Source organism: Actinoplanes subtropicus (genome assembly GCF_000721705.1).
GTDB lineage: Bacteria > Actinomycetota > Actinomycetes > Mycobacteriales > Micromonosporaceae > Actinoplanes > Actinoplanes subtropicus.
The window spans coordinates 80,013-92,533 of record NZ_JOJL01000020.1; the positions used below are offsets into that span (position 1 = coordinate 80,013).

Annotated in this window: 10 protein-coding genes; 9 read left to right on the plus strand and 1 reads right to left on the minus strand. The window is 70.3% G+C overall.

The features are described 5' to 3' along the window. Positions 1-12: 12 nt before the first annotated feature. Positions 13-3,324 (plus strand): indolepyruvate ferredoxin oxidoreductase family protein, encoded by a 3,312-nt coding sequence (locus IH26_RS53995; RefSeq protein WP_245665507.1) that lies wholly within the window; start codon positions 13-15, stop codon positions 3,322-3,324. Between the two features lie 284 nt (positions 3,325-3,608). Beyond that, the gene (locus tag IH26_RS0125645) at positions 3,609-4,037 is read left to right on the plus strand and encodes a DUF1996 domain-containing protein (RefSeq protein ID WP_030438786.1); all 429 of its coding nucleotides are present in this window, start codon (positions 3,609-3,611) and stop codon (positions 4,035-4,037) included. A gap of 600 nt (positions 4,038-4,637) precedes the next feature. On the opposite strand, the gene IH26_RS0125650 is transcribed toward IH26_RS0125645, so the two are convergent. After that, positions 4,638-5,162: a DUF4188 domain-containing protein gene (locus IH26_RS0125650; RefSeq protein ID WP_051808497.1), complete on the minus strand. Its 525-nt coding sequence runs from the start codon at positions 5,160-5,162 to the stop codon at positions 4,638-4,640. Between the two features lie 126 nt (positions 5,163-5,288). On the opposite strand from IH26_RS0125650, the gene IH26_RS0125655 reads away from it, so the two are divergent. The 7 genes from IH26_RS0125655 to IH26_RS0125685 all read left to right on the plus strand — a co-directional run bounded on the left by IH26_RS0125655 (position 5,289) and on the right by IH26_RS0125685 (position 12,521). Further along, on the plus strand, positions 5,289-5,981 hold the full coding sequence (locus IH26_RS0125655) for a MerR family transcriptional regulator (protein WP_030438788.1): 693 nt from the start codon (positions 5,289-5,291) through the stop codon (positions 5,979-5,981). An 86-nt stretch (positions 5,982-6,067) separates the two neighbouring features. Further along, complete coding sequence (locus IH26_RS0125660; protein WP_030438789.1) at positions 6,068-7,066, plus strand: TolB family protein; 999 nt, start codon at positions 6,068-6,070, stop codon at positions 7,064-7,066. A 92-nt stretch (positions 7,067-7,158) separates the two neighbouring features. Then, complete coding sequence (locus IH26_RS0125665) at positions 7,159-7,548, plus strand: hypothetical protein (protein WP_030438790.1); 390 nt, start codon at positions 7,159-7,161, stop codon at positions 7,546-7,548. Positions 7,549-7,571: 23 nt separating this feature from the next. Beyond that, positions 7,572-8,243 carry a tRNA (guanosine(46)-N7)-methyltransferase TrmB gene (gene trmB / locus IH26_RS0125670; RefSeq protein ID WP_030438791.1) on the plus strand — a complete coding sequence of 224 codons (672 nt, stop codon included), beginning with the start codon at positions 7,572-7,574 and terminating at the stop codon, positions 8,241-8,243. A 70-nt stretch (positions 8,244-8,313) separates the two neighbouring features. Next, positions 8,314-10,440, plus strand: coding sequence for a sensor histidine kinase (locus IH26_RS0125675; protein WP_030438792.1), 2,127 nt, complete (start codon positions 8,314-8,316; stop codon positions 10,438-10,440). Between the two features lie 60 nt (positions 10,441-10,500). Next, on the plus strand, positions 10,501-11,895 hold the full coding sequence (locus IH26_RS0125680; RefSeq protein ID WP_030438793.1) for a selenium-binding protein SBP56-related protein: 1,395 nt from the start codon (positions 10,501-10,503) through the stop codon (positions 11,893-11,895). Continuing rightward, positions 11,892-12,521, plus strand: a complete 630-nt coding sequence (locus IH26_RS0125685) for a hypothetical protein (RefSeq protein ID WP_030438794.1) — start codon at positions 11,892-11,894, stop codon at positions 12,519-12,521. Before IH26_RS0125680 ends, IH26_RS0125685 begins: the two co-directional genes overlap by 4 nt.

Sequence of the window (12,521 nt, forward strand, 5' to 3'; positions counted from 1 at the left end):
CGGCGCAAGAAGATGCTGGACGAGTTCGCCGTGGTGCACCGGCCCGGCATCAACGAGGAACTCGCCGCCACTTCGGTGATGGGCTCGCAACTGGCGTCGCGGGTCGGCACGTTGACGTACGACGGGGTGACCGGCTACTGGTACGGGAAGTCACCCGGCCTCGACCGCGCCTCCGACGCGATCCGCCATGCCAACCTGATCGGCACCGATCCCCGCGGCGGCGCCGTGGCGATCGTCGGTGACGACCCCGCGGGCAAGTCCTCGTCGCTGGCCTGCTCCTCCGAGATGGCCCTGGCCGACCTCTCGATCCCGACCCTGTACCCCGCAGACGCCCAGGAGGTCCTGGACTTCGGCCTCCACGCGCCGTATCTGTCCCGCTTCACCGGCCTGTGGTCGGGACTGAAGATCGTGACCGCGGTAGCCGACGGCTCGTGCACCGCGACCGTCCACCCCGAGCGCGTCCTGCCCACATACGGGGACCGGCCCGAGAGCACCTTCCGCCCCGACGCCAAGCTGGTCGGCGGGAACCTGCTGCGGCTGGAGCGGAGCATGATCTCGGAGCGCCTGCCGAGGGCGTTCGAGTACGCCCGGCTCAACCGGCTTGACCGTATCGTCACCCGGTCGTCCGGGGACCGTATCGGCATCGTGGCCGCCGGCAAGACGTACCTCGACCTCCGTGAGGCACTGGACGCACTCGGGCTCGACGACGCCGCGCTGACCCAATTCGGCATCCGCCTGCTGAAGATCGGCATGATCTGGCCGCTCGACCCGCAGGTGATCAGGGAGTTCAGCGAGGGACTCGACGAGGTGATCGTCGTCGAGGAGAAACGCCCCTTCCTGGAGAACGCGATCAAGGAGATCCTGTACGGCGTCTCGCGATCACCGCTCGTGATCGGCAAGGCAGACCCCGACGGGCGGGAGCTCGTCAGCCCGGTGGGGGAGCTCGACGCCGACCAGATCGCCGGGGTCCTCGGCGGACGGCTGGGCGACGCGCACGGGATCGAGTCGGCGCGGGCCTGGCAGCACCGCCCGGTCACCAACCGGACCGCACTGCCCCTGCTCACCAGGACGCCGTACTTCTGCTCCGGCTGCCCGCACAACTCCTCCACCAAGGTTCCCCAGGACACGCTCGTCGGCGCGGGCATCGGCTGCCACGGCATGGTGCTGATCATGGACGAGAAGCAGGCCGGTGAGGTCACAGGCCTGACCCAGATGGGCGGCGAAGGGGCGCAGTGGCTGGGCATGGCGCCCTTCCTGGCCGAGAACCACTTCATCCAGAACCTCGGCGACGGCACGTTCACCCACTCCGGGAGCCTCGCGATCCGTGCCGCCGTCGCCTCCGGGGAGAACATCACCTTCAAGCTGCTCTACAACTCCACCGTCGCGATGACCGGTGGGCAGGACCCGGCCGGAGCCCTGGCCCTGGACCAGGTGGCACGGCTGCTGCTCGCCGAGGGCGTGTCCAAGGTGGTCATCACGACCGAGGACAAGGATCGCGTGCCGCGCCGTCGCCTGCCCGCCGCGGTGGCGGTCCACGAACGACGTGACATCGTCACCCTTCAGCAAGAGCTCGCGACGGTGCCCGGCGTGACGGTGCTCGTGCACGACCAGGAGTGCGCCGCCGAAAAGCGCCGCAAGCGCAAGCGCGGCCTCGTCCCGACACCGTCCACTCGGGTCGTGATCAACGAGCGCGTCTGCGAAGGCTGCGGCGACTGCGGCGAGAAGTCCAACTGCATGTCCGTGTACCCGGTCGAGACCGAGTTCGGCCGCAAGACCCGCATCCACCAGTCGTCGTGCAACCTCGACTACTCCTGTCTCGCGGGGGACTGCCCCTCGTTCGTGACGGTGACACCGGGCACGGTCAAGGCCGAGCGGAAGGCCCTCGCCGACCTGGAACCGGACGCGATCCCCGCGGCCGCCGTCCAAGTCGACCCCGAAGACTTCACGATGCGCGTCACCGGGATCGGCGGGACCGGGGTGGTCACCGTCGCGCAGATCATCGCCACCGCCGCGTTCATCGACGGTCACGCGGTCCGCAGCCTCGACCAGACCGGCCTGGCCCAGAAGGGCGGCGCCGTGGTGTCCGACCTCAAGTTCACCGCCACGCCCTCAGAAGCCTCTTCCAAGCTCCGCGCCGGCTCCTGCGACCTGTACCTGATCTGCGACACGCTCGTCGGGACCGACCCGGTCAACCTCAAGGCGGCGTCGGCCGACAAGACGGTGGCCGTGCTGTCGACCGCTCAGATCCCCACGGGCCACATGGTCGTCGACACCTCGATCCGCTTCGCGGAGCAGAGCGCCATCCGCAGCGCCGTAGACCACACGGTGGCCCGCACCGTGTCCCTAGACGCCGACCGCCTGGCCCAGGCGCTCTTCGGAAGCGAGCAGTTCGCCAACATGATTCTGGTCGGCGCGGCGTTCCAGCTCGGCCGGCTCCCCATCACCGCGGCGGCACTTGAGCACGCCATCACGCTCAACGGCGCCTCGGCGGCCACCAACATCCAGGCCTTCCGCCGGGGACGCCAGGCCCTGGCGGACCCAGAAACCCTCCAAGCCGCTCTCGCGCAGAACGACGCACCTCCCGCCGTCACACCGATACCGTCCGGCGACGTGGCACGCCTGGTGGACATGGTGCGGGCGACGGACAGCTCACGGCTCGCCGACCTCGTCGCGCGTCGCACAGCTGAACTCGTCGCCTACCAGGATCTGGCGTACGGGCGGGAGTACGTCACCTTCGTGGAGAAGGTCCGCACCGCCGAAGAGGCCACCGTCCCGGGATCCACCGAACTGGCCGAGGCGGTGGCTTCCTACCTGTACAAGCTGATGGCCTACAAGGACGAATACGAGGTCGCCCGGCTCATCCTCGACGAGACGTTCGACGCGTCCGTCCGGCACGAGTTCGGCCCCGACGCGTCGTATCAGGTCAAACTGCACCCACCGCTGCTACGCGCGATGGGGCTCAAGCGGAAAATCTCGTTCGGCGCGAAGGCCCGTCCGATGTTCCGCCTGCTGTACGCCGCGCGACGCCTCCGCGGCTCTCGACTGGACGTCTTCGGCTACCACCCGGTGCGCCGCATGGAGCGCCAACTCATCGTGCAGTACCGGCGAGAGATCGAGGAACTGCTGCCCCGCCTCAGTCCGCTCACCCTCGCGTCCGCCGCCAAAATCGCCTCGCTCCCCGACATGATCAGAGGCTACGAGCAGATCAAGGTCCAGAACGTACACCGCTACCGGGAAGAACTCACGCGGCTGCGCCACGAGTTCGGGGAGAGCCACCGACTCAACACGCTCGACACTAGGGCGAGCGGCTCGCCGGACCGGTGAACCGAGGGCCCACTGCTCACCAGGTCGTGGCCGCTGGGCAGACCACGGACCACCGACTACGGCACCGGCTCCTGGACCGGCGGCGGTCCCGTCTGCCCGTACCCGGACACCACCGACCCCGACCGCCCTCCCGCATCAGTCAGTGCGCCGCGCTCCTGCCCCCGCTGCGGCGCCGCCTGGACCGACGAGCAGTACGGACTGGAAGCCACCGCGCTCGCCTACGCCCAGCACCTGAAGCAGGTCTTCACCCAGCTCTACCGCGTCCTGGCGCCCACCGGTACCGCATGGCTAAACCTCTGCGCCGCGGCCCGGCCAACGCCCGGGCGACCTGGACCTGCTCGGGCTTCACCGACCGCCTTTCCGACAAGTACCCGATCTGTCCGGCCGGCAGCCAGGTCCAGCGCGTGCCGGACTTCCCCGGCTGCTGGGACGGCAAGAACATCGACAGCACCAACCACCGCGACCACGTGGCCTTCGCCGACACCAACACCGGCGCCTGCAAGCACGGCTTCGTAGCGATCCCGCAGCTACGCATCACGCTCTCCTACGACATTCCCCGAGACGTGCAGACCAAGGGCCAGTTCGCGCTGGACTCCTTCCCCGAGGAGGACCACAACCCCTTCTCCGACCACAACGACTTCATCAACGTCAACTCCGCGCAGACCATGCAGAAGATCGCCACCTGCATCAACAAGGGCAAGACCTGCCGCTGACGGAAACCGTCGTACCGAAAGCCCTAACGGCATTTGAGGGTGGTTCACCTCGGCGGCTACTACCTTACGAGCGGTAACGGTCAGCTGCCGTCGACCACGGCTGGCACATTTCGGCTCACGACGCCATCGATCGCGGGTCCGGCGCACGGATGAGCCCTCAGCGGCGCACGCATCTCAGCGGCGCACGCATCTCAGCGGCGCACGCATCTCAGCGGCGCCCGCATCTCAGCGGCGCCCGCATCTCGGGGTGAAGACCGTGGGGGCGCTGCCCCCACACCCCCGGCCGAGCGCTCGGAGATGGGGGCTGGCGTATTGGTTGCGCTGGGGCGTTGGTGGGTGATCTCCTCGCGACGACTGCCGTAGGGAATCTCGGGGTGGGCGGGAGCGCAACCACACCCCGGTTGCGCTCCCGCCCACCCCGAGATGGCGCTTGGCTGCCGTCGCGAGGAGATCACCCACCAACTGGTTACCGTTTTGGGGCGGCTTCGCCGCATTTGTGTGCCTTGGCTAGTGGGTGGTTCGCGGGAAGTCGCCAAGATCAGGGCTCGGGTCGCGACCTTGGTGGGTTTGTGCTTTGTGCGAGTGCTTCGGCTTCAAGGTCTACGCGTGGGTGGCGTTCGTGGTGTGGGTGGCGTTCGTGGTGTGGGTGGCGTTGGTGGCTCGGCGGGCGGCTGCGGTGCGGGTGGAGCGGGAGACGGTGGCGGGGCGACCGGCGGCGGCTAGGCCGAAGGTGGGCATGTTGCCGTAGAGGGCTTCGAAGCCGCCGTTGGTGACCAGGTAGGTTTCGTGCCAGACGCCTACGTCGCCGCTGGTGCCTACGGCCTGGTTCCAGCGCTTCCAGGCCGGGCGGTGGGGCAGGCTCGCGTCTCGGGCGAAGGATTCCAGCTGCTCCACGCTGCGCCAATACTGCACCAGGATCGGGCCGCGCGGGCCCAGCCAGGTGGTGAAGTGCAGCAGGCCCAGCTCCTTGTGGCGCATCAGTTCGCGGAGCATCGGGCCCATCGCTCGGGCGACCGGGATCCACTTGTGCAGCTTCCAGGGCTTGTTGACGCGCATGCCGATCAGGAAGACCACGAAGTCGCCCTCCATCTCGGCGGTGGTGTAGCCCGGAACGACGGTTGCCATGGTGGTCTCCCCCGGCTCGTTTTGGATAGCGGTACTATCTGCTTCTAAATTAGATAGTTACACTATCCATTCATGGGCGCAAGAGTGGGGCGGCGCACAACGGGTGACGGGGGCGATGATCGATAGATGCGAGTGGGAGAGCTGAGCCGGCGTAGTGGGGTGCCCATCCCGACGATCAAGTTCTACTTGCGTGAGGGGCTGTTGCCGCCAGGGGTGGCTACCGCGGCCAACCAGGCGGACTACGACGAGGAGCATCTGCGGCGGCTCAAGTTGATTCGGGCGCTGATCGACGTGGGCGGGGTGACCGTTGCGGGGGCCCGTGAAGTAGTCGCGGCGTTGGGGGCGCACGCGAACGACCCGCTCGAGCTGCTCGGGGCGGCCCAGACGGCGGTCGAGCCCCGGCACCGGCCCGATCGGAGCACCGCGGCCTGGCAGGCGGCCCGTGATCGGGTGGTCGCGCTGATCGCCGAGCGCCGCTGGCTGATCCACCCGGGCTCGCCGGCGATCGACCTGGTGGCGGATGCGATCGCGGCCTTCTACTCGCTCGGCGTGGACGAGTTGCTCGACCTGCTCGGGGTCTACGCGGAGACCGCCGATCGACTTGCCGCCGACGAGGTGCGGGCGGTGCTCGAGTTGCCCGATCCGGCGTCGCGGATGGAGCTGGTGGTGGTCGGGACGGTGCTCGGCGAGGCGCTTTTCAATGCGCTGCGGCTGCTCGCCCATCAGCACGAGAGCGCACGTCAACTCGGGGCTGTGCCGCCGCGGGCGCCCCGTCCTCCGGACGGCGCGGAAAAGCCGGGCCCCGCCGGGGGCGGGTGAATTCCGGGTTTCACTCAGGCGCGAAACAGTTGCGGACGATCTGCTCGGTGTATGTCACATCGAGGGGGCGCTCCGTTATGCACGGCATGAAGACGATCACCGCAATCCTGACCGCGACGAGCGCCGCGGCCGGCGTAATGACGGGCGTGGTGGGGGGCGTGGTAACCGGCGTCGCGACCGGCGCGCTGACGGCCCGCCCCGCTTCCGCTCAAACCAGCAAAATGCCCGATATCGCGTACGTGCGCAGCGGCGACATCTACGTCAGCAACGGCTCGGCCGAGAAGCGGCTGACCGCCGGCGGCGGCCACTCGCGGCCGCGCTGGTCGCCGGACGGGCGCCGGATCGCGTACCTGAGCGGCGCCCAGCTGTGGACCATGAACGCCGACGGGTCCGGGCCGAAGCGGCTGACCACCCGGGCGGCGGCCGGGCCGTCCTGGTCGCCCGACGGCAAGTGGATCGCGTTCGCGTCGCTCTCCTGCAGCGGTGGGCCGGGCGTCTACCGGATCGCGGCGACCGGCGGCACGCCCGCGGTGCTGTTCCCGAGCGAGTGCCGCAGCGAGGCGCTTCCGCCGGAGCCGGCCGCGGTGGCGCCGCGGGCCGGCTCGCTCACCGACCGGCTGCGCGCCGACGACGCCGTGGCCTGGTCCCCGGACGGCGCGAAGATCGCCTTCCGGGGCGGCGAGTGCGAGTCGGTCTACGACGCCTGCCTGAGCATCGGCACCGTGGCGAGCGGCGGCGAGCGGGCCGTCGCGGCGTACGGCGGCGGCAGCCTGGAGACCCAGGGCTTCGCGGTGGTCCCGAGCTGGCGCACCGACGGCGCCCGGCTGGCCTGGACCGCCTACCAGGTGGGCGAGACGACCGCCGACAACCAGCCCGTCCACCTGGTCGAATACAACCCGGCCACCGGCACCCAGCGTACGGTCGGCGGCACGCTGGACCGGGAGCTCGCCTACCTCGACACCACGCACGCCGCGGTCACCGCGCAGTACCGGGGCGGCTCCTGGGTGATGCTGGTCGGGCTCACCGACGGCGCCCGGCAGCCGTTCCACCAGGGCTCGCAGCCAAGCGTCCGACCGATCCGGTAATGCCGCTAAGCGATCCCCCGTCGGTGCCGAACAGGTGGTGGACCGGTGGCAACCAGGTTGCCATCCCGCATGTAACTGATGGGGGACTCGCGATGACTGTCTCCGGCCTGGGTTCCGCGCACACTCCGCGCACACCTGCCGCCCCGGCGCTTCGGGCGCAGCGCACGGAGAAGGCGCACCGCAACGACTTCGACCACCTCACCGGGGCCGACCGGGAGCTGATCCACGAGGCGACCGGCCAGCGGCTGGCGCCCGGTTTCGACCCGGCCCGGGAGCCGACGACGACGTTCGCCGCGGCGCTGGCGGCGGAGCGCGCGGCCGGCCGCCTGGCGCCGGGCCAGCCGGTGACCGCGGTCTACCTCAAGGATCTCAACCGCCGCTTCGACCGCTCCGGGATGGCCAACCCGCTCGGGCCCTACCTGGGCAAGGCCCTCGACTACCTGGCCCGCAGCGGTGCCCGCCGGATCGACGTCTCGGCGTAGGGCCTGCGTATTCTCGGGAGACCATGACTGTCGAGCATCCGCCGATCCGCACATTCCATCCCCGCCGCGGCCGGATGAGCGCCCGGCACGCCGACGCGCACGCCGCCCTCTGGCCGAGCGTCGGTTTCACCGTCGACGACGGCGACCGCGAGCCGCTCGACCTGCCGAAACTCTTCGGCCGGGCGGCTCCGGTGGTGCTCGAGATCGGGTTCGGCATGGGCGACACGACCGCCGCCATGGCGGCGGCGGATCCCGGCCGCGACTATCTCGGCGTCGAGGTGCACACCCCGGGCATCGGAAATCTGCTCGCGCTGGTGTCCGAGCAGAACCTTGCCAACGTACGGGTGGCCCGCGCCGACGCCATGGAGCTGGTGCACAAGATCGCCCCCGGTGCGCTGGACGCGATCCACGTCTTCTTCCCGGACCCGTGGCCGAAGGCCCGGCACCACAAGCGCCGGCTGATCCGCCCGGACAACGTGGCCCTGCTGCGTGACCGGCTCCGCCCGGGCGGCCTGCTGCACTGCGCCACCGACTGGCCGCACTACGCCGAGGCGATGGCCGAGACCCTGGCCGCCGACCCGGGCTTGACGAGGGCCGGGGACGATCGGGCGGGCCGGCCGGAGACCAAGTTCGAGCGGCGGGGGACGGCCGCGGGGCGCCCCATCACGGATTTGCGGTATCGGCGGCGACGCTGACGGCGTACACACCCTGGTTTGCCGGTTTTAGAGGTTTTGGACCTTTAGGCTGGGAAACCGGAGGTAGGCCATGCGGCGAGAGGACCGCCGGGGTGCCGGCGATGCGTCGGGCGCCCGCGTGGCGACGCTCCCGAGCGGGGTCTGGCGACCCGGCGTGGTCGAGGAGGGGCTGCTCAGCGGCTCCGCCGAACCGCACCGGGGGGTGCTCACCAGCGGTGCCGCCGATCAGCTCGCCGCGCTGGTCGCCCGGGCCGCGCACGCTCCGGTCGGCCTGATCCACTTCGTGCAGGGCGGGCGGATGCGGCTGTACGGCGGGTGGGGGCTGGCCGGCTCCTGGGACGAGGTCGCCGACGTGCCGGTCGAGGACTCGCTGGCCGCTCTGGTCATGCGCACGGAGGCCCCGGTGCTGGTCGCCGACCTGTCCGCGGACGAGCGGATCCCGGCCGGCCAGCAGGGCGCCTACCTCGGGCACCCGATCCGCGACCAGCACGGTGCCATCCTCGGCATCTGCTGCGCCTGCGATCGCGGGCCGCGCCGGTGGACCGCCGACGAGGTGGCCGCGGTCGCCGAGGCCGCCCAGGTGTGCACCCTGCTGATCACCGAGCAGGTGGCCCGGCACGAGATCGACCAGCAGCGCCGCTTCCTCGACGCGGTGCTGGACAGCCTGCACGACGGGGTGACCGCCTGCGACGCCGACGGGCGGATCGTGTTCGTGAACGAGCGGATGCGGGCGATGTGGGGCGCGGCCGGCCTGCCCGAGAGCGAGCTGCCGGACGGGCTGACCGACGCCGACGGCCGGGTGCTGAGCCGCGACGACCTGGGCGTGTTCCGGGCGCTGCGCGGGGACAACCTGCGCGACGAGGAGGTCATCCTGCACGGCGCGGACCGGCACACCCGGCACTACCTGGTCGACGCGCACCCGATCGCCGGGCCGGACGGGCGCACGGTCGGCGCGGTGCAGGCGGTGCAGGACGTGACCCGCCGCCGCCGGGTGGAGCGGTTCCGCACCTGCGAGCTCGCGGTCACCAAGGCGCTCGCCGACGCCCCGAACATCGAGACGGCCGGACCGCGGGTGCTCGAGGCGGTCGTCGGCACGCTCGACTGGGTGCACGCCGAGCTGTGGCTGGTCGACGAGGCGGCCGCGGTGGTGCGCTCGGCGGCGAAGTGGAGCGCGCCGGGCTGGCGGGCGGACCTCGACGTGCCGGTGGACCTGCCGTACGGTACCGGGCTGGCCGGGCGGGCGTGGCAGGTCGGCAAGCCGCTGTGGATCCGCGATGTCGGGCAACCCCAGAGCCTGATCTCCGAGGAGACGGCGAAGAGCTCGCGACTGCATGCGGCGCTGGCCATCCCCGTACGGGAAGGATTTGAGACTCTCGGTGTCCTGACCGTCTTCGCGGACACGGTCGAGGATCCCGAGGACGAGTTGCTGGCGCTGATGTCCGGGATCGCGGCGCACATCGGGCAGTTCGTCGAGCGGAAAATGGTGGACGACCTGCAGCGGCAGCTCGACCGGTCGAAGCACGAATACCTGGCGCTGATCGGGCACGAGCTGCGCACGCCGCTGACCTCGATCAGCGCGTACACCGAACTGCTGCGCGAGGCGGACGAGCACACGCTGGTCACCGAGGGGCCGCGGCTGCTCGAGGTGATCGAGCGGAACACCAACCAGCTGCGCTACATCATCAACGAGCTGATGGAACTGTCCGCGTTGGACGCCGGGCACGCCGACGTCCAGCTGGCCCCGATGGACCTGGCCGAGCTGGTCCGCGACTCGCTGGCCAAGGCGCGGGCGGCGGTGCACGGCGCGCCGCTGGTGATCGAGGACGAGCTGCCCGAGCAGCTGGTGCTGCCCGGTGACCGCAAGCGGCTCAAGCAGGTGGTGGACAACCTGCTCGGCAACGCGGTGAAGTACAGCCCGGACGGCGGCCACATCGGCGTGACGCTGCGGACCACCGGCCGGGCCGCCGAGCTGGCCGTATCGGATGCCGGACAGGGCGTCTCGGCGGACGAGCGGGAGAAGCTGTTCACCGGCGTCTACCGGACCAGCCGCGCGCGGGACAAAGCCATTCCGGGTACGGGCCTGGGCCTGACGCTGAGCCGGGCGGTGGTGAGCCGGCACCACGGCAGCATCGAGCTGGTCGATCACGAGGGCGACGGGACGACGGTTCTGGTCCGGCTGCCGATGGACGCCCGTTGACAAGTCGTTGACATATGTAGCTCTGGTCCGCGGGCGGTCCGCCGGAGCAGGATGTTGGTCATGACCCGGTGGACTCCTGACCCGACGTTCTATCCCTCGCCCAGCGCGGCCGCGGGTGCGCCCGCCGAGACGCTGGCCTACGTGGCGGCCTTCGACCGGTCGGCGGAGCAGCCGGACGCGATCGCGGTGGTGGACACCGATCCGGCGTCCGGCACGTACGGGAAGGTGGTGGGGTGGACCTCGCTGCCGAACACCGGCGACGAGTTGCACCACTTCGGCTGGAACGCGTGCAGCAGCGCGCTGTGCCCGACGGCGCCGCATCCGCACGTCGAGCGCCGCTACCTGATCGTGCCGGGGCTGCGGTCGTCGCGGATCTATGTGCTGGACACGAAGGACGATCCGCGGGCGCCGAAGCTGGTCAAGGAGATTCCGGCGGCGGAACTGGCGGAGAAGGCGAACTACTCCCGGCCGCACACGATCCACTGCGGGCCGGACGGCATCTATGTCTCCGCGCTGGGTGCGGGGTCGGGCGACGGCGGGCCGGGCGGCATCGCGGTGCTTGATCACACCACCTTCGACGTACGCGGTCAGTGGGAGGCCGATCGGGGCGATCAGTTCCTGGCGTACGACTTCTGGTGGCACCTCACCCGGGACATCCTGGTCACCTCGGAGTGGGGCACGCCGTCCATGATCGAGAATGGGATCGACCCGTCGCTCCTCTTGTCCCGGAAGTACGGGCACAGGGTGCATTTCTGGGATCTGGCGAAGCGGTCGCTCGTGCAGACCGTCGACATCGGCGATCAGTATCAGATGACCCTGGAGCTGCGGCCGGCTCATGATCCGACGAAGGAGTACGGGTTCCTCGGGGTCGTGATCAGTGTTGAGGATTTGTCCGCTTCGGTGTGGGTGTGGCATCGGGAGTCGGGCGAGTTCAAAGTCTCGAAGATCATCGATATCCCGGCGGAACCGGCGCCGGCCTCGGCCCTGCCGCCCGCGCTGCAGCCCTTCGAGGCGGTCCCGCCGCTGGTCACCGACATCGACCTGTCCGTCGACGACAAGTACCTATATGTCTCCTGCTGGGGTACAGGGGAGCTGAAAAGGTACGACGTCAGCGACCCCTTCCACCCGGTCGAGGCGGGCTCCGTGCACCTCGGCGGCATCGTCCGGCGCACGCCGCACCCGTCCTATCCGGACGAACCGCTGGCCGGCGGCCCGCAGATGGTGGAGGTCTCCCGGGACGGCAAGCGCGTCTACGTGACCAACTCGCTCTACGGCTCCTGGGACGACCAGTTCTACCCGGACGGCGTCGGCGCCTGGCTCGCGAAGATCGACACCGACGAGTTCACCCTGGACCCGCGCTTCTTCCCGCACGGCGACGAGTTCCGTGGCCTGCGCGTGCACCAGACCCGATTGCAGGGCGGGGACGCCAGCTCCGACTCGTACTGCTTCCCGTGACCTGGGCGGCGCTGATCGCGCTCGGCGCCTTCCACGGCCTGAACCCGGCGATGGGCTGGCTGTTCTCGGTCGCGCGGGCGATGCAGGAGAAGTCCCGCCGCGTCCTGCTGCTGTCCCTGCCGCCCATCGCCGGCGGCCACCTGGCCTCGGTCGCCATCGTGGCCGCGGTGGTGACGGCGACCTCCTCGATCGTCGCCGCGAACGTCGTCGGCGTGGTGGGCGGCGCGATCCTGGTCGTCTTCGGGCTGTGGCGGCTGCTCTCCGAGCGGCACTTCCGCTGGGCCGGCATGCGCCTGTCGCACCCGCAGCTGGCCGCCTGGTCGTTCCTGATGTCCTCGGCGCACGGGGCCGGTCTCATGCTGCTGCCGGTGCTGACCACCACGGCCGTCGCCACCCACATGCACCACGGCGGCGGCGCGAACCAGCCGGGCGTCGCCGCGCTCGGCGGGCTGGTCGCCGCCGGGGTGCACACGCTGGCGATGTTCGCCGTGATGGCCACCTGCGCCCTGCTGGTCTACGAGTTCGTCGGCGTCAACATCCTGCGCAAGGCGTGGTTCAACATGGACAAGATCTGGGCCGGGGTGATGGTCGGCGCGGGCGCGTTGACGATCGCGCTGACCGCCTGA